This is a genomic window from Sphingomonas jejuensis (genome assembly GCF_011927695.1).
In the GTDB taxonomy this organism is placed as follows: domain Bacteria; phylum Pseudomonadota; class Alphaproteobacteria; order Sphingomonadales; family Sphingomonadaceae; genus Sphingomonas_K; species Sphingomonas_K jejuensis.
Genome location: NZ_JAATJE010000002.1, coordinates 720,419 through 739,126 on the forward strand (window position 1 = coordinate 720,419; position 18,708 = coordinate 739,126).

Below are 18,708 nucleotides of genomic sequence, written 5' to 3' on the forward strand. Positions count from 1 at the left end.
AGGCGCGGTTTCCATAGAAGCGGCGCTTTCGCTCCGCAAGCCGGGCTTGCGCGCGGCGGCACCCGCTGCCTTAAGGCGGGTCGATGGAGAGCTACGCCCCGCCTGCCCGCATCCTGGTCGACGCGCTGACGGCGGCGGCGGCCGCCGATCCCGCCCGCGCCATTGCCTTTCAGGGCGCGCCGGGCGCCAATTCGCACCTTGCCGTGCGCGAACACGATGCCGCGGCGCTGCCGCTTCCCTGCTTCTCGTTCGAGGATGCGGTCGATGCGGTGCGCGACGGGCGGGCGGAGCGCGCCATGCTGCCCATCGAGAATTCGCTGCACGGCCGGGTCGCCGACCTCCACTTCCTGCTGCCCGAATCGGGGCTGTCGATCGTGGCCGAACATTTCCTGCGCATCCGCCACTGCCTGATCGGCCATGCCGGGGGCGACGTGCGCGAGGTTTTGAGCCACCCGCAGGCGCTCGGCCAGTGCCGGCACTGGCTGCGCGCGCGGGGCATCCGGCCGGTGCCGCATGCCGACACCGCCGGCGCCGCGGCGGCGGTGGCGGCGTCGGGCGACCGACATGTCGCCGCCATCGCCCCTGCGCTCGCGGCCGAGCTCTACGGGCTCGATCTGCTGGCCGAGGGGATCGAGGATGCCGCGCACAACACCACGCGCTTCCTGGTGCTCGCCCGCGACGCGGCGGCGGCCGTCGACGGTCCCGCGATGACCAGCCTGATGTTCGCCGTGCGCAACGTGCCCGCCGCGCTGTTCAAGGCGCTGGGCGGCTTTGCCACCAACGGCGTCAACATGACCAAGCTGGAAAGCTACCAGCGCGAAGGCAGCTTCGCGCCGTCCGAATTCTACGCCGACATCGAAGGTCGCCCGGGCGACCCCGGCGTCGACCGCGCGCTGGAGGAGCTGGCCTTCCACAGCAAGTGGGTGCGCCTGCTCGGCAGCTATCCGCAGGCGCGCGCCCGCACCTACTGACCGGCCAGCCAGGCCGCCATCAGGCTGTGCGCGATCGCATAAGGCGGCGGCACGCCGAACGCGGCGTCGGGCGCGCCCGCCATCGCGGCGGCCAGCGCCGCGCGGCTGAACCAGCGCGCATCCTCCAGCTCCGTCCGGTCCACGGTGATGTGCCGGTCGGCGACGGTCGCGATGCAGCCGATCATCAGCGATGACGGAAAGGGCCAGGGCTGGCTGGCGACATAGCGCACATGGGTGGCGACCACGCCCGCTTCCTCCTTCAGCTCGCGCGCGACCGCTTCCTCGATCGCTTCGCCCGGCTCCAGGAACCCGGCGAGCGCGGAATAGCGGCCGGGAGGGAAGGCCGGCTGCCTGCCCAGCAGCACGTCGCCGCCATGCTCCGCCAGCATGATCACGACCGAATCGGTGCGCGGGAAATGCTCGGCCCCGCATGCGGCGCAGGCCCGCGCCCAGCCGGCGCGGATCGGGTGCGTTTTGCCGCCGCAGGTGGCGCAAAAGCCGTGCCGCGCGTGCCAGTCCACCAGGCTGCGGGCGAGCGCATAGGTCGCCGCCTCGTCAGGCGGCATGCGATCGAGGAGCGCCGACAGCCCCGACGTACGCCGCGCCGCGCCGCGCTCCCCGGACAGCAGGGCGAAGCGGGCTATGCCGTTGATAAAGCCCAGAAACGCCAGCGGCTCGCCCTCCGGCTCGACCCAGGCAAGGCGCCCGTCCTCGTCCAGAACGGGGTCCAGCAGCGTCAACTTGGCCATCAACGACCCCGGCGCGCGCGCCAGCGCCGCCACTCGCTCGGGATCTGCCCGGAGGTGATCCGCCCGGTCGAGCGGCGACCCGGTGAAGCCGATCATGCCGCCACCGCCTTTCTGAACAATGTCGGCAACCCCGCCTCCGCGATCCGGTCGATCGGCCACCAGGTGCCTCCCTCGAATGCCGGCGGCGGCGCCGCCTCCATGACCTGCAACGACAACTCGAAATGCGTGAACACGTGCCGCACCGCTGCACCGCGGCCCTGCCAGTCTGCCGCGAAGGGCGCGCCCGCGTCGCCGGGCGGCGCGTCGGCGAAGGGGCCGGTAGGCAGCGCCATCATTCCGGCGAGCAACCCGCGATCGGGACGGCGCACCAGCAGGATCGATCCCGCGCGCTCGACCCGGAAGGCGCTGGCGAAGCGCCTCGGCTTAGCGATCTTCGCCGCCTTCACCGGAAAGCGTTCCGGCGCGCCGCTCGCCCGTCCCGCGCAGAGCAGGTGCAGCGGGCAGATCATGCATTTGGGGGAGCGCGGCGTGCAGATGGTCGCGCCGAGGTCCATCATTGCCTGCGCGTAATCGCCGGGCCGGCGGTCCGGCGTCAGCGTCGCGGCGAGCGTGCGGAGCCGCGCCTTTGCACCCGGCAGCGGATCGGCGACGGCGAACAGCCGCGACACGACCCGTTCGATGTTGCCGTCGACCACGGTCGCCGGCCGGTCAAAGGCGATCGCCGCGACGGCGGCCGCGGTGTAGTCACCGATCCCGGGGAGGTCGCGCAGCGCCGCCTCCGTGTCCGGGAAGCCGGCACCGCCTTGCGTCACGGCGCGCGCGCAGGCCAGGAGGTTGCGGGCGCGGGCATAGTAGCCGAGGCCCGCCCAGGCGGCCATGACGTCGTCGTCGCGCGCGGCGGCCAGCGCCTCCACCGTCGGCCAGCGTTCCAGGAAGCGCCTGAAAAATGGCGCCGCGGCGACGGTGGTGGTCTGCTGCAGCATCACCTCCGACAGCCACACGGCATAAGGGTCCGGCGGCGGGGCGCCCGGCGGGCTGCGCCAGGCAAGGGCGCGCGCGTGACGATCATACCAGGCAAGCAGCTGCGGGGCGACCGCGTCGGGCGTGTCGACGAGCATGGGTCGGCTATGGCATGGAGCAGGAAATGACGAAACGCTCCCCGACACGACCGACCGAGCCCGAGCGCCGCAACCATGCCGTTCGCGTCGCCGACATCGTGCCGGCCGTCGGCGACAAGGCGTTTCGGCGGTTCGGCTTCATCCAGTCGTCGGTGGTGAGCCGCTGGGCGGAGATCGTCGGCGCCCGCTATGCCGCGGTGTCGGCACCCGAATCGATCCGGTTTCCGGCCGGCAAGCGCGCCGACGGCGTGCTCAGGCTGACGGTCGAAGGCGCGCATGGACCGATGATGCAGCATGTCGCGCCGACCATTGTGGAGCGGGTGAACCGCTTTTTCGGATACACGGCCGTGTCGCGCGTCTCGATCCGGACTGGCTCGCCGCTGCGCCGTCCAGCTGTCGCAAGGCCCACGGCACCGGACCAGGCGCAGGTGCCCGTCGAGATGGGTGACAGCCTGCGTGCCGTTTCCGATCCGGAGCTGCGCGCCGTGCTCGAATCGCTTGCGGCCGGCGTGGCGCGCTCCAGCGGCCTGCCGAGGGTCGGATGAAGCGGCGCGAGTTCATCGCCGGCGCTGCGGTGGCCCTAGCGTCGCCCGCCTTTGCGCAGCGCCGTGGCGCCGGACCGGCCGTGTCGGTCACCCCGGCGGGAACGGCGCTGCTCGGCAATCCGGCGGCGCCGCGCCGGCTGACCGAATATCTCAGCTACACTTGCCCGCACTGCGCGCATTTCTCCGGCGAGGCGTCCGGGCCGCTCGCGACCGAGTTCGTCTCCCGCGGATCGCTGGCGGTGGAGCTGTTCCCGGCCGTGCGCGATGCGCTGGACCTTGCCGCCGCGCTGCTGGCGCGGACGGGCGGTCCGTCGCGCGTGTTCGCGAACAGCGCCGTGCTGTTCGCCGCGCAGCCGCAATGGCTGGAGACAGGCGGCGCGTTCCTGCAGGCCGAGTCGGCCCGTCTCGCGACGCTTCCGCCGCCGCTGGCGCTGGTCGAGGTGGCGCGCGGTGCAGGCCTGATCGCGCTGATGGAGCGCAATCGTCACAGCGCCAGCCAGATCGACGCGGCGCTCGCCGACGTCGGCTACCGGTCGACGCTCACCCGCCTGTCGCAGCAGGCGTGGCGTACGGAAGCCATTCCGGGCACCCCTTATTTCAAGCTCAACGGCCGCCCGCTGGCGACCGCCCACGACTGGCCGAGCCTGCGGGCGCAGCTGCTCGCCACCCGCTGACCCCCTTTGAAACGGAGCCGATGATGCCGCGCTTTCTCCTTCTTTCCGTCGCTGTTCTGGCGCTTGGCGCCTGCGGCGGCACGTCGACCGAAAACGGCACCGCCGCCAACACGGCGGCCCCGACCAACGCGTCGGCATCCGCCGGCAACTGGGCCGAAACCGTCACCAAGACCGCCGATGGCGGCTTTCTGGTCGGCAATCCGAATGCGCCGGTGAAGCTGGTCGAATATGCCTCGCTGACTTGCCATGTCTGCAAGGATTTCGCGGAAGCCGGGTACCGCCCGCTGATCGACAACTACGTCTCCAAGGGCACGGTGAGCCTGGAGCTGCGCAACTATGTCCGCGATCCGATCGACCTGGCGGCGTCGCTGCTGACCCGGTGCCAGGGTGCCGGACCCTATCTGCAGCTGACCGAGCAGACCTATGACAACCAGCCTGCGTTGCTGGAGCAGGCGCAGAACCTGAGCACCGAGACGCTGACGCGGATCGGCAACCTTCCCCAGGCGCAGCAATATGCCGCCATCGCCAATGAGCTGGGCCTGAAGGACTTCTATGCGCAGCGCGGACTTGGCAGCCAGCGCGCCGACGCCTGCCTGGCCGACGAGCAGGCGGTGAGCGAGCTGGTCGCCATGCAGCGCCGGGCAAACGAGGAGTATCAGATCCCCGGCACGCCGGCATTCCTGATCAACGGCGAGCTCCAGCAGGTCACCAACTGGCAGGCGCTCGAGCCGCTGATCCGCGCCGCCGGCGGCTGATTTCGACGGTCGCATGGGGGGCATGCGGTTCGAACGGCTGAGGCTTCAAGGCTTCAAGAGCTTCGTCGATCCGACGGAGCTTCTGATCGGTCCCGGGCTGACCGGGATCGTCGGGCCGAATGGCTGCGGCAAGTCGAACCTGCTGGAAGCCCTCCGCTGGGTGATGGGTGAAGGGTCGGCCCGATCGCTTCGCGGCACCGGAATGGACGACGTGATCTTCGCCGGCACCGCCACCCGCCCGCAGCGCGGTGCGGCGGAGGTGGGGCTGCACGGCTGGCGTGCGGACGGCGAGGAGATGGAGGTCGTCCGGCGGATCGAGCGGGGAGCCGGCTCGGCCTATCGGATCGACGGCCGGGACGCGCGTGCCCGCGACGTCGCCCTGCTGTTCGCCGACGCGTCGACGGGCGCGCACTCCCCCGCGCTCGTCAGCCAGGGGCGGATCAGCGCGATCATCGCGGCGCGCCCGGCAGAGCGGCGCGCCATGCTGGAGGAGGCCGCGGGGATCGTCGGCCTGCACGTGCGGCGGCGCGATGCCGAGGCCCGGCTGCGCGCGACGGAGGCCAATCTGGACCAGGTGGGGGAGGCCGTGGTCCAGATGGAAGCGCGCGCGCAGGTGCTGGTGCGACAGGCGCGGGCGGCGGAGCGCTATCGCGCGATCGGGCAGCGGATCCGGATCGCGGAGGCGCGGCTCCTGCATTCGCGCTGGCGGGATGCGAGCGCCGTGGAGGCGGCTGCCCGCGCCGAGGCCCAATCCGCCGAGCACGAGGTGCAACGGCTTGGTACCGCGCATGCGGCTGCAACTATCCGTCTCAGGGAGGCGGTTGCCGCGCTGACGGCGGCGCGATCGGCGGCAGAAGCCGCACGCGGAGAGGCGACGGCCTTGTCGCATCAGGCGGCCGCCGTCGCCGCGCGTCGTGGCGAGGCGGAGCGCCGACTGAGCGAACTCGGCCGCGCCCGCTCCGCGCTCGACCATGATCGCACGCGCGAGGAGCGGCTCGCGGCGGATGCCGTCGATGCCATGTCGCGGCTGGCGATGGAGGCGGCCGACCTGAAGGCGCAGCTGGCCGCGACCGAAGAACGGCGCGCTGAAGCGGCGCGCAGCCAGGATGAGGCGGACCGAGCCGCGGCCGCCGCGGATGCTGCGCTGGCCGCGGCGCAGGCCGCAAAGGCCGCGCAGGACGCCGACGTCCGCATCGCCGAGGGCATCCTGCTCACCGCCAGGCGCCGCGCCGATGCCGCGCGCATCGAACTGGACCGGGTCGAGTCCGCTTCCGCCTCGCTGGTGAATCCCGACCTGCTGGGCGACGCGCTGGCCGTTTCGCAGGCGCAGGAGAGCAGCGCGGCGGCCGCCGTCGAGATGGCGCAGCGGGAGATCGTCGCGATCGAGGAGGAGCATGCGCGGCTCGTCGCCGCGCGTGCGCAAGCCGATGCCCTGTTGTCGTCAACCCTTGCCGAGGTGAAGGCGATGCGGACCGAAGCCGCGGCGCTGGAGACGGCGAGGCGATCCGCGCTGACGCAGGATCGGCTTGCGAACGAGATCGATGCGCCCGCGGGGCTCGAACTGGCGGTTGCCGCCGCGCTTGGTGCCGACGTCGATTTTCCGGTGGCCGCATGGAGCGGAACGCCGCCGACCGCCCTCGAGACGGATGGGGAGGACACCCTGGACGCGGTGGTGACGGCGCCGCCCGCGCTCCGGCCGCGATTGCGGTCGATCCGCCTGGTGTCGGAAGATGACGGGGCGCCGCTGGCCATCGGCCGGAGCGTGGTCACGCCGGCGGGACGCGTTCGGCGGTGGGACGGGTTGGTGACGGAGGGCACCAATGCCGACACGGCAGCGGTCCTGCTGCGCGAGAACCGCCGTCGAGAGCTGGAGCAAAGCCTGCCGGCGCGGGAACGACAGGCTCTTGTTGCGCGAACCGAGGCGGAGGCGGTGGCCGCAGCGCTCACCGACGCTGGCCGGCGCGCGGCATCAACCCGCGCGGCGATGCTGGAGGCGGAAGATCGGGGGAGAGCCGCGCGGCGCGAGGCCGATCGCCTGGCAGGCCTGATCGAGCGCGCCGTGGCGCAGGCCGCCGACATGGAGGCGCGTCGTCGGCGCGCCCAAGCGGAGCGGGACAGCGCGGGGACGGACGTTGCCGCGGCGGAGCAAGCGCTGGCGGCGCTGGCCACGCAGGGCGACAGCCATGCCGCACTCGCTCCGCTGGCGGCGGTCGCACACCGGACGCGGAGCGAGGCCGCCCGCCTGCGTGCGGAGGACGGCGCATCCCGGCAGGCGCTGGCCGCGATCGAACACCGGCAGGCCGCCGTCAAACGCGACCTGCATGGCTGGACGGATCGCTCCGCCGAGGCGGCGCGCCGCCTGAACGAGATCTCGACGCGAGGCGCGGCGATCGGGGAGGAAACGGCGGCGCTGAGCGACGTGCCGGCCCGCCTCGACGCGGAAGCCTCGCTGATCGCGGAGCGGCATCGCCAGGCCGCCGAGATGGCGTCCGAAGCGGCGGAACGGCTGCATGTTGCGGAAGCGGACCGGGCCCGGCTCGATGGAGAGGCGGCTGCGATCAGCGAGGCGCTGGCCAGCGCGCGCGAAGCCAGGGCAGGTGCCTCTGCCCGCGAGGAAGGGGCAATCGCGCGGCGTGTGGAGACGGGTCGCATCTCGGGCGAGCGGTTCTCGTGTCCCGCGGCTGCCCTGCCCGCCGTCGCAGGGTTCGATCCTGCCGATGTCGGGACCCCGGCGGCCGAATCCGACGGGCATGACCGGTTGCTTGCCGAGCGAGAGCGGATGGGGCCGGTCAATCTGGTCGCCGAGGCGGAGCTGGCGGAGCTGCGCGAGGCGGTGAGCGCCCGGTCGGCGGAGCGGGACGATCTGGTTGCCGCCATCGCCGCGCTGCGCGCGTCCATCGGCGCCCTGAACCGCGAGGGGCGTCAACGGCTGCTTGCCGCCTTCGAGACGGTCGATGGTCATTTCCGCCGCTTGTTCTCGACCCTGTTCCAGGGCGGCGAGGCTCACCTGGCGCTGATCGACGCCGACGATCCCCTGGAGGCGGGGCTGGAGATCATGGCGCAGCCGCCCGGCAAGCGGCTGCAATCGCTGTCGCTGCTTTCAGGCGGCGAGCAGGCGCTGACCGCCGTCGCGCTGATCTTTGCGCTGTTCCTGACCGCTCCCGCCCCCGTCTGCGTGCTCGACGAGGTGGATGCGCCCCTGGACGACGCCAATATCGAGCGCTTCTGCGATCTTCTCGACCTTATGGCGCTGGACACGGAGACACGATACCTCGTGGTCACGCACAACGCGGTGACGATGTCGCGGATGCACAGGTTGTTCGGGGTGACGATGGTGGAACGGGGGGTCAGCCGCTTGGTCTCAGTCGATCTTGGCGGCGCCGAGGCGCTGATGGCAGCCGAATGAGCGCCGCGGAGACGCTGGCGGGAGAGGCGCTGGACCCGCTCGACCCGCGCTATCGCACGGTGCTGCGGCTTGGCTCGCTCGTCGCGGCGCTGCCGCTGCTGGTCGCGGCCGTCGTTGCCGACGCGGTGCTCAGCAGCAGGTTCGATTTCGCGTTCGGCGCGATCGCGAGCGGCATAGCGCTGCTGCTGATCAGCTGGGTCCTGGTGAGCCCGGCGCGCCGCTTCAACGCATGGGGATATCGGCTGGACGGCGACGAGCTGAACGTCGCGCGGGGCGTGCTGACGCGCACCCACAGCATTGTTCCGCTTCAGCGCGTGCAGCATATCGACGTCGGCCAGGGCGCGATCGCCCGGCGCTTCGGCCTGGCCGAGCTGGTCGTCCACACGGCCGGCACACATGGTGCCGCCGTGACCATCCCGGGCCTCGCGCTGCCCGAGGCGGAGCGGCTGCGCGACGAAATCCGGCTCCACATCCGCCGGGAGGCGGAGTGAGCGCGGAGGGCGGGCGGCGGCTTCATCCCGCCTCGCTCATCACCGGCATCCTGGACAGCATCCGGAGCTCCATCCTGGCGCTGCTGCCCATTTTCGGCAGCATCGCCTTTGCGGAGCGGCCGTTCGTGTCCGTGCCGATCGCCTTCCTGATCCTTGCCGGGCTGATCCTGGTTCCCACGATCAAGTGGATGCGGTTCCGCTACACGATTGGCGACGACGCGCTGGTGATCGAACAGGGCGTGATCAGCCGCCAGCGCCGGGTCATTCCGTTCGAGCGCGTGCAGGACATCGATGTCGAGCGCGGGCCGATCGCTCGCGCGACGGGCACGGCGCTGGTCAAGGTGGAGACCGGCGGCGGCGGCAAGGACGAGGGCACGCTGGATGTCGTGACGCTTGCCGAGGTGGAGCGTCTGCGCGCGGCGATCCGCGGCTGGCGCGGCGCGGCGCCCGCGACCGATGCCGCCGCCACGGAGGTGGCGGCGTCGCCGCCCGATCAGCTGATCTACGCGATGCCGATCAGCCGCGTGGTGCTGTCGGGCGTGCTGGGCTTTTCACTGGTGTCGATCGCGGTGATCTTCGGCGCGCTGCAATATGTGGAGCCGCTGGTCGAAGGGACGCGGTACGACGTCTACGACTTCATCCGCGAGCAGGTGGGCAGCCGGCGCATCGATCCGCGCGAAGCCGCAACCGGCGCCCGCATGCTGGCGACGGCAGCCTTTGTGGCGAGCCTGGTGGGCGCGGCCCTGGTGCTGGGGTTCGTCACGGGCATCGTGCTGGCGCTGTTGCGCGATTTCGGGTTCCGGCTGAGCTGGTCCGGCGCGGCGTTCCGCGTGCGCCGCGGGCTGCTCACCATCCGCGAGGTGCAGGTGCCGCGCGGCCGGGTGCAGCGCGTGATCCTGAAGGCGCCGCTCCTGCTGCGGCTGATGAAATACCGGCGGGTGGAACTGGGGACGATCGGCGGGGCGAGCGAGATGGGCGGGAGCCATGTCGTCGCGCCGCTTGCCCGGAGTGAGGAGATCAACCGCATCACCGACCTCCTTCACCTCGACGCCGCGCCGGCGGGGTGGCGACGGGGGCACGGGCTGATGGTGCTGCAGCGGTCTGGACGGCTGTTGACGGCCATGTTGACGCCGATGGTGGTGCTCGGCGTGCTTGTGCCCTGGACGTTGCCGCTGGTGCCGGTGGTGCTGATTCCTATTCTGGCGGTCGGCTGGCTCGCGTGGCGGGGGGAGCGTCATGCGATCGAGCAGGGCGCACTGCACGTCAGGAACGGCATCCTGGGCATCCGCCACGTCATTGTGCCGATGCGGCGCATCCAGTCGGTGACGATCCGGCGCGGCTGGATCGAACGGGCGATCGGCCTGTCGAGCGTGATCGTCGACGTGGCGGGCGCATCGACCTACACGGTGCCGGTGGTGTCGGGGCTGGTGCCGGACGACGCGCGCCGGCTGGCGGCGGCGCTCCTGATCGGGCGGCGCGGCTGACCGGTCAGCCGGCGGCGGCCATCGCCGCCTGCGCCGCGCGCAGTTCCTCCACGAAGCGGGCATATTCGTCGTCGGCCGCCGCCTTGTCCTGCAGGCGCAGCAGATAGCTGGGATGGATGGTGACATAGCCGGCGCTGCCGCCCGGAAGCTCGATCACCCGGCCGCGTTCCCGCCCGATGGTGACGACCCGGCCGAGCAGCGAGCGCGCGGCGGTCGCGCCGAGCGCCACCGTCATCTTCGGGCGGATCAGGTCGCGTTCCTGATCGATCCACCAGCGGCAGGCGTCGATCTCCCCGGCGCCGGGCTTTGAATGGATGCGCCGCTTGCCGCGCGTCTCGAACTTAAAATGCTTCACCGCATTGGTGACGTAGGTGGTGCCACGGTCGATGCCGGCTTCGGCCAGCGCACGGTCGAGCACCTGGCCGGCCGGACCCACGAAGGGGCGACCGGCAAGATCCTCCTGGTCCCCCGGCTGTTCGCCGACGAGCATCATCTGCGCGGTGGCCGCGCCCTCTCCGAACACGGTCTGGGTCGCCGGCTTCCACAAGGGGCAGCGGGTGCAGCCGGCCGCTTCCTCGCGCAGCGCATCGAGCGCAACCGTGCTGTTGCCGCCCACCGCCGCGCGCGCTGTGTCGATCATCGCTGCCTCCCGTGCCTGGGCGCCGGCGATGAGCTGGGGCACCAGTGCCGTTTCCGGCATGTTCTTCCAGTATTTCTTCGGCATTTCGCGCAGCATCGCGCCCGTCTTCAGCCGAGCCGGATTGAAGATGCTGGAGTAATAAGCCTTCCAGACATCCTCGATCGGGTCGCCCTCCGGCGCGTCGGCCTTGCTGGCGGCGGGCCCCTCCTTCAGCACCTCGCCGTCCCAGTGCAGCGACAGCTCCGGCGTCAGGATCGACCAGCGCATGGAGGCGAACCGGCGCACGAAGAAGCCGGCGTTGGTGCGGACGATATGATGGTCGGGCTCCCACCAGGCGACGAAGCGCGTGCCGCCCTCCTCCTCCACCTCGCGGAAGCGGAGAAAGGCGCGCATCTTGTGCATGTCGCGCCTGACCGCGCGGGCCATGCCGTCGAGCCGGCGGAACAGCGGATCGGCCCGGTCCTCCATCGCGCCGGGCTGCTGCCGGACCCTGACCAGCGCCTGGTAGAGGAGCGCAAAGCGTTCGGGATCGGCATGGTCGATGACCGATTTCGCGAGGTCGACGAAGGGGCGGGGGACGTTGAAGGCGCCGGCGGACACGGGCTCCGGCGGAACCTCGTCCGCGAACAGGTCGCCCGCGCCGCCCGCCCCGACAGTCCAGACAACCTCGTCGGGCGGCACGCTTGCCAGCGCGAGCGCGCGGGCGGCATCACGCCATCCGTCGAAAACATCCTCGCTGTCGAGGCTGACCGCCCTCATCGCGCCGAACGAGCCTCAGTCGCGCTCGTCACCCTGGTCGACGCCCTTTTCGGCACGATCGAGTTCGGCAGGCTTGCGCTCCTCGAAGCGGGCGCCGAGCTCGGCAAGCTTGGCGTCCGGAAGCTCCTTGTCGGCCTCCGGGAACATGTCTTCCTCTTCCTCGTCAATGTGGTGCGTGTAGCGGTGCTTCATCTTGCCGAACGTCTCCCGCCAGGCATCCGACGCGGGATCGAGGTCGGCCATCTCCTCGAGGAAATCGTCGATCTCCTTGTGCTCGGACACGCTGTGCTGCGCGTCGTGGCGCAGGTCGGGTTCGGACAACATGGTGGCGTAGAGCGTCTCCTCCTCCGCCGCGGCATGCGCCGTCACCTCGACGCGGAACTTGTCGAGAAGCGACTTGCGCTCCTCCGCGGCCTCGGCGGCGCTGATCTGGTCGAGCAGCCGGCGGTGAAGATCGTGGTCCTGCTTCAGGCGGTCGAACAATGCGGCATCGGACATGGTCGGGGCTCCTTCAGCCGACACAACCCGGACAGGGGCCGGCTGTTTCACCCGCGATCCATTCTCAGGCGGCGAACAGCTCCATCTGGTCCGGCTTTGCGACCGGCGCGACCAGTGGCTTCAGCTCGGCCCGGTCGGACAGGAGCAGCGGGCGCCAGTCCTCCGCAACGATGAACGGGCGGATCTTGCTCAGCGACACGGTGAGCCGCTTCAGATCGTCGAGCCGAAGGCGCCGCCATTTGCGCGAGACAAGGATGTTGTTGACCGCGCGCACGCCGAGCCCCGGCACGCGCAGCAACGCCTCCCGCGGGGCGCGGTTGACGTCCACGGGGAAGCGATCGCGGTGCTTGAGCGCCCAGGCGAGCTTCGGGTCGATGTCAAGCGGCAACATGCCTGTGTCGTCGGCCGCCGCGGCGACCTCGTCCGCGCGGTAATCGTAGAAGCGCATCAGCCAGTCGGACTGGTAGAGGCGGTGCTCGCGCATCAACGGCGGGCGCTTCAGCGGCAGCACCGCGCTGGCGTCCGGGATCGGGCTGAACGCCGAATAATAGACGCGCCGCAGCGTGAAGCGGTCGTAGAGGCCGCTTGCCCGGTGGATGATGTCGCCGTCCGTCGCGGCATCAGCGCCGACGATCATCTGCGTGGACTGGCCGGCGGGCGCAAAGCGCGGAGCGGACTTGTAGCGCCTGGCCGCGTCCTTGCCGTCGAGGATCGCGCCCTTGATGCCGGTCATCGCGCCTTCAATGCGCGCTTCCGACTTTTCGGGCGCAAGCCGCTTCAGCCCCGACGCGGTCGGCAGCTCCACATTGATGGAGATGCGGTCGGCATGGCGTCCGGCCGCCTCGATCAACGCGGGGTCGGCATCGGGAATCGTCTTCAGGTGGATGTAGCCGCGAAAATCGTGATCCTCACGCAGCGAGCGCGCGACTTCCACCATCTGCTCCATCGTGTAGTCGGACGAGCGGATGATGCCCGAGGACAGGAACAGCCCTTCGATATAGTTGCGCTTGTAGAAGCTGATGGTGAGGTCGACGACCTCCTTGGCGGTGAAGCGCGCGCGGCGGACGTTCGAGCTCTTTCGGTTTATGCAGTAATGGCAGTCGAAGATGCAGCTGTTGGTCAGCAGGATCTTCAGCAGGCTGATGCAACGGCCATCGGGCGCATAGGCGTGGCAAATGCCCATGCCCTCGGTCGAGCCGAGCCCCTTGCCATCCGACGAGTTGCGCTTGGCCGTGCCCGACGACGCGCAGGACGCGTCGTATTTCGCCGCGTCCGCGAGGATCTCAAGCTTCTGGCGGACGTCCAACTGGGCCATGTGTTCCTTTTACGTTCGCGTGCCGGCCAAGTCCAGCAAGGCACTGGAGAATAACGCACAAGCGCGCGGAAGGCCGCCGATCAGGTGCGGCTGGCGCGCGCGGAGATGCGGCGATAGGCTGCGGCCAAAGGATCAGGGGGCATTGATGGCGAAGTTTTTGAGTGCGCTGATGGCGGGCGTCCTGCTGGCGACGCCGGTGGGCGCGGCGGCGGCACCGCAGGACGATCTTGCCCGCGTGATCGCCGACCACTGGGCCTGGTACCTGCGCAACAGCCCGGTGTTCGCGACCTCGATCGGCGTGCGCGATTATGATGCGGAGATCGGCGACTACAGCCTGGCGCAGGCGGACCGGCAGGCGGCCGAGGCGGCGGCGTTCCTCCAGCGGCTGGACGCCATTCCCGATGCGAGGCTGGACGCGGCCGGGCGGACCAACAAGGCCGTGCTGTCGCGGATGCTGCGCGAGACGGTGGACGGCAACCGATTTCCCCAGCGGCAGGTGCTGTTCACCAGCTACTACAACCCCGTGCAGTCGGTTGCGGGCATGGCCGACAACCTGCCGTTCCAGTCGGCGCGCGATTACGAAAGCTATCTGACGCGGCTGGCCAAGTTCCCGGCGCAGATGGCGGAGGTGATCGCGATCAGCCGGGCAGCGGCGACCGGCGGTCTGGCGCAACCCTGCGTGACGCTCGGCGGGTTCGAGCAGAGCGTGAGCGGCGTGATCGTCGACGATCCCGCGCAGTCACGCATCTACGAGCCGTTCACGCGGACGCGGCCGGCCGATGTCAGCGAGGCGGCCTGGCGCAACCTGCAGGGACGCGCGCGGGCGCTGATCACCGAACAGCTGCAGCCGTCCTTTGCCGGCTTCGCCAGCTTCTTCCGCGACGAGTATCTGCCGCGCTGCCGCCAGAATGTCGGCGTGTCGTCGACGCCCGAGGGTGCGGCCTATTACGCGTTCCGGGTGGCGGCGGAGACCACCACCGACATGTCGCCGCAGGCGATCCACGAGCTGGGCCTGTCGGAGGTCGCGCGGATCCGCGCGCAGATGGAGACGGTCGCGCGCGAGGCGGGCTTTGCCGGGCGCGCGGCGTTCGTGGAGCAGCTGCGCACCGACGCCCGCTACTACGCGACCACGCCCGAGCAGCTGCTGGCGGCGGCGGCCTGGCAGGCGAAGCGGATCGACGGGCTGATGCCGCGCTTCTTCGGGCGGCTGCCGCGGCTGCCCTATGGCGTGCGCGCGATCCCTGCCGAGACGGCGGAGGGCACCACCACCGCCTATTACGGGCCGGGCAGCCCGCCGAGCGGCATTGCCGGCACCTATTATGTCAACACGTCGAAGCTGCCGCAGCGGCCGCTCTACGAGCTGCCCGCGCTGACCGCGCACGAAGCGGTGCCGGGGCACCACCACCAGATCGCGCTGCAGCAGGAGCTCGACCTGCCCGACTTCCGCCGCTACGCCGCCGGCTTCACTGCCTTTGTCGAAGGCTGGGGCCTGTATGCGGAGCGGGTGGGCGAGGACATGGGCCTCTACACCACGCCGGCCGAGAAGATGGGGCGGCTGTCCTACGAGATGTGGCGGGCATGCCGGCTGGTGGTGGACACCGGCATCCATGCCTTTGGCTGGGACAAGGACCGCGCCGTCGCCTTCATGGCGGACAACACCGCGCTGAGCGCCGCCAACATCGATGCGGAGGTCAACCGCTACATCAGCTGGCCGGGACAGGCGCTGGGCTACAAGGTGGGGGAGATCCGCATCCGGGAGCTGCGCGCGCGGGCGGAGCAGGCGCTGGGGCCGCGGTTCGACATCCGCGGGTTCCATGATGCCGTGCTGGAGCAGGGCGCGGTGCCGCTGGACGTGCTTGAGGGCCAGGTTGACGCCTGGATCACCTCGCGGCGGGCCGCGGAGTAACTTTCCGAGACGGAAAGTTACCGTTTGCCAATCCGGAAAGTCAGGGCTAGTTCGCTTTCCATAACGGAAAGCGAAGGAGGACCGGCGATGACGGGGATCGACGAGGCACGCGACGCGCTGGCGGGTGCGCGCGGGGCGCAGCGGCGGCTGGCGACACGGACGCGCTGGTCGATCGGCCGGCACCTGGCGGCGGCGGCGCTGATGGCGGTGGCGGCCGCAAACCTCGCCCTGCCGCCCCTGTGGCAGATCGGCACGGCCGTGCTGGTCCTCCTGGGTGTCGCCCTGGTCATCCGGCGCGACCGGGCGCGCGACGGCATGTTCGTCAACGGCTACCGCGCGGGACGCACCTTGTGGGTGATCGTGCCGACCGTGGTGCTGGTGCTGGCGATCGGATTTGCCGGACGATATCTGCGCGTCGAGCATGACATGGTTTGGGCGCCGCTGCTGGCGGCGGCGGTGACGCTGCCGGTCGCACTCGGCGGCAGCATCCTGTGGGAATATGTCTACCGCGAGGAGCTGGGCGCGTGAGCCGGGACGGGATCGATCCCGTCATCCACGCGCCGGCGCGGCTGCAGATCATGGCGGTGATGGCAAATGTCAGCGAGGCGGAGTTCGCGCTGCTGCGGGAAACGACCGGCGTCAGCGATTCCGTGCTGTCCAAGCATCTCTCCGCGCTGGGAGAGGCGGGCTATGTGACGCTGAGGAAGGCCGCGCAGGACGGCCGGCAGCGGACATGGGCGTCGGCGACACGCGCGGGACGCGCCGCCTTCCGGCGCCACATGGCTGCCCTGGAGGCGCTGGTCGCGGCCGCAGGGCAGATGGCGGCGGAGTAAGCGGGACAGATCACGCACGAGCCAGCCAAGGTGGTGAGCCGGAGCACCGAGTAGCACGTTCAAAGCGCTTCGATGATCAATCAGAGCTCGCCAGCTTCGTAGTCAGATCATTCAGTATAAAGCTGATTAAGTCTGTAATGTAGTTGACAATAGAACCATGTGTCCGATGCTCGACATGAAGCCATGAATGGAGCCTGAAACATTGTTTAGAGCGGTCATCTTAACAGTTTCGTCTGGTATCGTCGCGCTCTCGGCAGCAGCAGCCACACCGAACCACGAGAATGCTGTCAGACTACGTGATACGGCTCTCCGAAGAGCCGTAGTCGGCTACGTTTTCACGGCAGCAAATCCTGAAATCGCACGGTACTATCTGGAGTCATTTCGAGCGGGGGGCCGATATCATGCCAACGCTCACGTCGATTTCCAAGCTAACTTCGTCATAGATGGGGCTAACCTCTGCGCCGTGGTTTCTGGGAGGCGCACCTCTTGTCGATTTGTTGAAGTTCAGGGCGAACGTATCTTCTTTGTGTTTCCCTCACCAAGAGGGCTACAGCGTGTTGAGATGATCAGAAGGCCAGTTGGCGGCTCACGGTAAGCAAGTCGCGGCTGGCGGATTATAGGTCCTCCAGCTTGGCGTCGCGCATCAGTCAAGAAGGTCGTCAGCCCGGATCACCGTGGAGCGCGTTGAGAGCGCCTTCACCAACATCGCCGTTCCCGCACCCTAAGCCTGCCTCTTGGGCCTTCCGGGGGATCGCCGCTCCACCAGAGCCGTTCCCTCTGACCAGCGCGCCAGCGCTTGACCGGCTGCGGCGCCGAGACACCGCACAGAGCCGCCAGCTCCTTGGCGGTCATGCTCTTACCCTCGTGCTCGAGCAGGTTTTTGGGACAACCCCGCCGCCCCTTGCTGCGCCGCCGGATGATCGTGGGCGCGTGGGGCAGGATCGCGCAAGTCGTGGAGCCCTTGATCTGCTGGACGAGGTTGGCCGCGATGTCGCGCGCCTCTTCCCCCACATTGCTGCCCAGTTGCTCTGCTCCAGCAGCGCCTGCGCGGCCACGTAGCGGATGGCCTGAAGGGCGGAGGTGAGCCGCCGCCAGCGTCCTAGGGAACGGGATCGGGGTTGCCGGTCGCCTGGCGGCGCTCCTCACGCGCCTGGCGGACCATCTGCTGATAGCAGCCGGTCCAGCCGCCCGCGCCGGTGGGCGAGCAGCTGTTGGTGCCGCTGGCGCCGACATATTCATAGGCCTGCGCGCGCGACGCCCAGCTTTCGTTTTCCGGGCTGTTGATCGGTTCGCGCAGTTCCTGCGGGATGCGGTAGCGCTCGTTCTCGTCGCGGCGGACGCAGATGGTGATGTCGTCGCCGCTGGAGTTGGTGGGGCAGGGATCGTTGCCGAACACGACCACCACCCGCTCGTTGCCGGCCTGGGCGGCGACGGGGGCAGGCACCGAGAGCGCCGCGACCAGCGCCGCGCCTGCCAGGCCGAGAGACTTCACCATCATGATCCTACCTTCCTTCATACGCCAACGCAGCAGCCGGGGCGGGGTTCAAATACGCTTGCTGACCGCGATCGCCGCGCGGCAGCCGAGCCGGATCACCGCGCTCATCAGCGGATAGCCGGGCGCACGCTCGGCCCCCGCCGCCAGGGCGTGGTCGCGGTGCTCCGCCTCCTCGGCCTGGAAGTCGGCGATCGCGGCGGACAGCTCGGGATCGCTGTCGCCAAGCTCGCGCAGCTGTTCGCCATAATGCTTGTCGATCTCCGTCTCGACCGCGGCGGTGCAGGCCATCGCCGCCTCCGGGCCGATCGCGGCGGTGACGGCGCCGAGCGCAAAGCCGGCCACATCCCAGAAGGGGGTGAGCAGCGTGGGGCGCACGCCGCGTTCCACGATCAGCTGGTCGAAATGCTTGCGGTGGCGTTCCTCGGCGGCGGCCATGCCCGCGATCTCGCGCGCGATCGGGTGGCGATCGCCCAGCACCGCGAGCTGACCCGCATAGATGCGCGTCGCGCCGAACTCGCCTGCCTGGTCGACACGGATCATCGACCGCGAGTCCACAGATCCAAGCCTTGTCATCGCACGCTCCTTGTCGCCTTGCCGACCATCAGCAGCACCACCGCACCGGACAAACCGGACAGGATCGCGTTGTATCCGGCAAGCGAGATCCCGAAGAGGCTCCACGGCGCGACATCGCAGCGGATGATGGGCGCGGCCATGATGTCCGCTAGGATATCCGCGTCCGACCGGCCGGCGCCGCCGCCCATGGTCGCGCAGCCGGTGATTCCTTCCCACCAGCCATATTCGACGCCGGCATGGAACAGCGCAACGCCCGCCGAGACCAGGATCGCCACCCCGGCGGAGAAGACCAGCACCCGCATGAGCGCGCCCCGCGTGGCGAACGCGGCCAGCGCCAGCCCAATGGCGGCGACATGCGGCCAGCGCTGCCACACGCACATCTCGCACGGGTAGAGGCCGCCGGCGAACTGGAACAACAGCGCACCCGCCAGCAACAGCGCGGGCGCCGCCAGCGCGAGGAGGCGCGCGCGCCGGATCACCGGGCCGGCGTCCACCG

Annotated in this window: 18 protein-coding genes; 10 read left to right on the forward strand and 8 right to left on the reverse strand. The window is 70.0% G+C overall.

Going from position 1 to position 18,708, the window contains the following annotated elements; all coding sequences use genetic code 11:
* Positions 1-83: 83 nt before the first annotated feature.
* A complete protein-coding gene (locus GGR88_RS13180) occupies positions 84-971 on the forward strand; it encodes a prephenate dehydratase (RefSeq protein ID WP_167955759.1) in 888 nt (295 codons plus the stop codon).
* Here GGR88_RS13180 and nudC read toward each other — a convergent pair.
* Positions 965-1,816 carry an NAD(+) diphosphatase gene (nudC, locus tag GGR88_RS13185; protein WP_167955761.1) on the reverse strand — a complete coding sequence of 284 codons (852 nt, stop codon included), beginning with the start codon at positions 1,814-1,816 and terminating at the stop codon, positions 965-967. The genes GGR88_RS13180 and nudC overlap by 7 nt on opposite strands.
* On the reverse strand, positions 1,813-2,838 hold the full coding sequence (locus tag GGR88_RS13190) for an A/G-specific adenine glycosylase (RefSeq protein ID WP_167955763.1): 1,026 nt from the start codon (positions 2,836-2,838) through the stop codon (positions 1,813-1,815). The genes nudC and GGR88_RS13190 overlap by 4 nt, the downstream gene beginning before the upstream one ends.
* Positions 2,839-2,864: 26 nt before the next feature.
* Here GGR88_RS13190 and GGR88_RS13195 point away from each other — a divergent pair, with 26 nt between their 5' ends.
* Genes GGR88_RS13195 through GGR88_RS13220 form a run of 6 tightly spaced genes read left to right on the forward strand, consistent with a single transcriptional unit; the run spans position 2,865 to position 10,193 of the window.
* On the forward strand, positions 2,865-3,383 hold the full coding sequence (locus GGR88_RS13195; protein ID WP_245196958.1) for a DUF721 domain-containing protein: 519 nt from the start codon (positions 2,865-2,867) through the stop codon (positions 3,381-3,383).
* Positions 3,380-4,057, forward strand: coding sequence for a thioredoxin domain-containing protein (locus GGR88_RS13200; RefSeq protein ID WP_167955768.1), 678 nt, complete (start codon positions 3,380-3,382; stop codon positions 4,055-4,057). The genes GGR88_RS13195 and GGR88_RS13200 overlap by 4 nt, the downstream gene beginning before the upstream one ends.
* A 23-nt stretch (positions 4,058-4,080) precedes the next feature.
* Positions 4,081-4,812, forward strand: a complete 732-nt coding sequence (locus GGR88_RS13205; protein ID WP_167955771.1) for a thioredoxin domain-containing protein — start codon at positions 4,081-4,083, stop codon at positions 4,810-4,812.
* A 22-nt stretch (positions 4,813-4,834) separates the two neighbouring features.
* The gene (locus GGR88_RS13210; protein ID WP_167956253.1) at positions 4,835-8,218 is read left to right on the forward strand and encodes a chromosome segregation SMC family protein; all 3,384 of its coding nucleotides are present in this window, start codon (positions 4,835-4,837) and stop codon (positions 8,216-8,218) included.
* Positions 8,215-8,709: a PH domain-containing protein gene (locus GGR88_RS13215; protein WP_167955773.1), complete on the forward strand. Its 495-nt coding sequence runs from the start codon at positions 8,215-8,217 to the stop codon at positions 8,707-8,709. Before GGR88_RS13210 ends, GGR88_RS13215 begins: the two co-directional genes overlap by 4 nt.
* Complete coding sequence (locus tag GGR88_RS13220) at positions 8,706-10,193, forward strand: PH domain-containing protein (RefSeq protein ID WP_167955784.1); 1,488 nt, start codon at positions 8,706-8,708, stop codon at positions 10,191-10,193. The genes GGR88_RS13215 and GGR88_RS13220 overlap by 4 nt, the downstream gene beginning before the upstream one ends.
* Before the next feature lie 4 nt (positions 10,194-10,197).
* Here the strand turns inward: GGR88_RS13220 and GGR88_RS13225 are convergent, their stop codons facing one another.
* From GGR88_RS13225 to GGR88_RS13235, 3 genes are all read right to left on the reverse strand, one after another.
* Complete coding sequence (locus GGR88_RS13225) at positions 10,198-11,592, reverse strand: UdgX family uracil-DNA binding protein (protein WP_167955795.1); 1,395 nt, start codon at positions 11,590-11,592, stop codon at positions 10,198-10,200.
* A gap of 15 nt (positions 11,593-11,607) precedes the next feature.
* Positions 11,608-12,090 (reverse strand): hemerythrin domain-containing protein, encoded by a 483-nt coding sequence (locus GGR88_RS13230; RefSeq protein ID WP_167955797.1) that lies wholly within the window; start codon positions 12,088-12,090, stop codon positions 11,608-11,610.
* Between the two features lie 64 nt (positions 12,091-12,154).
* The gene (locus GGR88_RS13235; RefSeq protein WP_167955799.1) at positions 12,155-13,405 is read right to left on the reverse strand and encodes a putative DNA modification/repair radical SAM protein; all 1,251 of its coding nucleotides are present in this window, start codon (positions 13,403-13,405) and stop codon (positions 12,155-12,157) included.
* Between the two features lie 145 nt (positions 13,406-13,550).
* On the opposite strand from GGR88_RS13235, the gene GGR88_RS13240 reads away from it, so the two are divergent.
* The 3 genes from GGR88_RS13240 (at position 13,551) to GGR88_RS13250 (ending at position 16,144) form a co-directional block, all read left to right on the forward strand.
* The gene (locus tag GGR88_RS13240) at positions 13,551-15,311 is read left to right on the forward strand and encodes a DUF885 domain-containing protein (protein ID WP_167955801.1); all 1,761 of its coding nucleotides are present in this window, start codon (positions 13,551-13,553) and stop codon (positions 15,309-15,311) included.
* Positions 15,312-15,398: 87 nt separating this feature from the next.
* On the forward strand, positions 15,399-15,839 hold the full coding sequence (locus tag GGR88_RS13245; RefSeq protein WP_167955803.1) for a hypothetical protein: 441 nt from the start codon (positions 15,399-15,401) through the stop codon (positions 15,837-15,839).
* The gene (locus GGR88_RS13250; protein ID WP_342449805.1) at positions 15,836-16,144 is read left to right on the forward strand and encodes a transcriptional regulator; all 309 of its coding nucleotides are present in this window, start codon (positions 15,836-15,838) and stop codon (positions 16,142-16,144) included. Before GGR88_RS13245 ends, GGR88_RS13250 begins: the two co-directional genes overlap by 4 nt.
* 1,099 nt (positions 16,145-17,243) lie before the next feature.
* Here GGR88_RS13250 and GGR88_RS13255 read toward each other — a convergent pair.
* From GGR88_RS13255 to GGR88_RS13265, 3 genes are read right to left on the reverse strand one after another with little or no spacing between them, the layout of a single operon-like run.
* Entirely contained in the window at positions 17,244-17,642 is a 399-nt protein-coding gene (locus GGR88_RS13255; protein ID WP_245196960.1) for a hypothetical protein, read from the reverse strand.
* Positions 17,643-17,687: 45 nt separating this feature from the next.
* Positions 17,688-18,212 carry a demethoxyubiquinone hydroxylase family protein gene (locus GGR88_RS13260; RefSeq protein WP_167955805.1) on the reverse strand — a complete coding sequence of 175 codons (525 nt, stop codon included), beginning with the start codon at positions 18,210-18,212 and terminating at the stop codon, positions 17,688-17,690.
* Positions 18,209-18,706, reverse strand: coding sequence for a disulfide bond formation protein B (locus GGR88_RS13265; RefSeq protein ID WP_167955807.1), 498 nt, complete (start codon positions 18,704-18,706; stop codon positions 18,209-18,211). Before GGR88_RS13265 ends, GGR88_RS13260 begins: the two co-directional genes overlap by 4 nt.
* Between the last annotated feature and the right edge of the window lie 2 nt (positions 18,707-18,708).

What these genes read in the sequence shown, in the direction of transcription:
- GGR88_RS13180 (WP_167955759.1), top strand. Translation starts at nt 84, where the DNA reads ATGGAGAGCTACGCCCCGCCTGCCCGCATCCTGGTCGACGCGCTGACG.
- nudC (WP_167955761.1), bottom strand. Translation starts at nt 1,816, where the DNA reads ATGATCGGCTTCACCGGGTCGCCGCTCGACCGGGCGGATCACCTCCGG.
- GGR88_RS13190 (WP_167955763.1), bottom strand. Translation starts at nt 2,838, where the DNA reads ATGCTCGTCGACACGCCCGACGCGGTCGCCCCGCAGCTGCTTGCCTGG.
- GGR88_RS13195 (WP_245196958.1), top strand. Translation starts at nt 2,865, where the DNA reads ATGACGAAACGCTCCCCGACACGACCGACCGAGCCCGAGCGCCGCAAC.
- GGR88_RS13200 (WP_167955768.1), top strand. Translation starts at nt 3,380, where the DNA reads ATGAAGCGGCGCGAGTTCATCGCCGGCGCTGCGGTGGCCCTAGCGTCG.
- GGR88_RS13205 (WP_167955771.1), top strand. Translation starts at nt 4,081, where the DNA reads ATGCCGCGCTTTCTCCTTCTTTCCGTCGCTGTTCTGGCGCTTGGCGCC.
- GGR88_RS13210 (WP_167956253.1), top strand. Translation starts at nt 4,835, where the DNA reads ATGCGGTTCGAACGGCTGAGGCTTCAAGGCTTCAAGAGCTTCGTCGAT.
- GGR88_RS13215 (WP_167955773.1), top strand. Translation starts at nt 8,215, where the DNA reads ATGAGCGCCGCGGAGACGCTGGCGGGAGAGGCGCTGGACCCGCTCGAC.
- GGR88_RS13225 (WP_167955795.1), bottom strand. Translation starts at nt 11,592, where the DNA reads ATGAGGGCGGTCAGCCTCGACAGCGAGGATGTTTTCGACGGATGGCGT.
- GGR88_RS13230 (WP_167955797.1), bottom strand. Translation starts at nt 12,090, where the DNA reads ATGTCCGATGCCGCATTGTTCGACCGCCTGAAGCAGGACCACGATCTT.
- GGR88_RS13235 (WP_167955799.1), bottom strand. Translation starts at nt 13,405, where the DNA reads ATGGCCCAGTTGGACGTCCGCCAGAAGCTTGAGATCCTCGCGGACGCG.
- GGR88_RS13240 (WP_167955801.1), top strand. Translation starts at nt 13,551, where the DNA reads ATGGCGAAGTTTTTGAGTGCGCTGATGGCGGGCGTCCTGCTGGCGACG.
- GGR88_RS13245 (WP_167955803.1), top strand. Translation starts at nt 15,399, where the DNA reads ATGACGGGGATCGACGAGGCACGCGACGCGCTGGCGGGTGCGCGCGGG.
- GGR88_RS13255 (WP_245196960.1), bottom strand. Translation starts at nt 17,642, where the DNA reads ATGATGGTGAAGTCTCTCGGCCTGGCAGGCGCGGCGCTGGTCGCGGCG.
- GGR88_RS13260 (WP_167955805.1), bottom strand. Translation starts at nt 18,212, where the DNA reads ATGACAAGGCTTGGATCTGTGGACTCGCGGTCGATGATCCGTGTCGAC.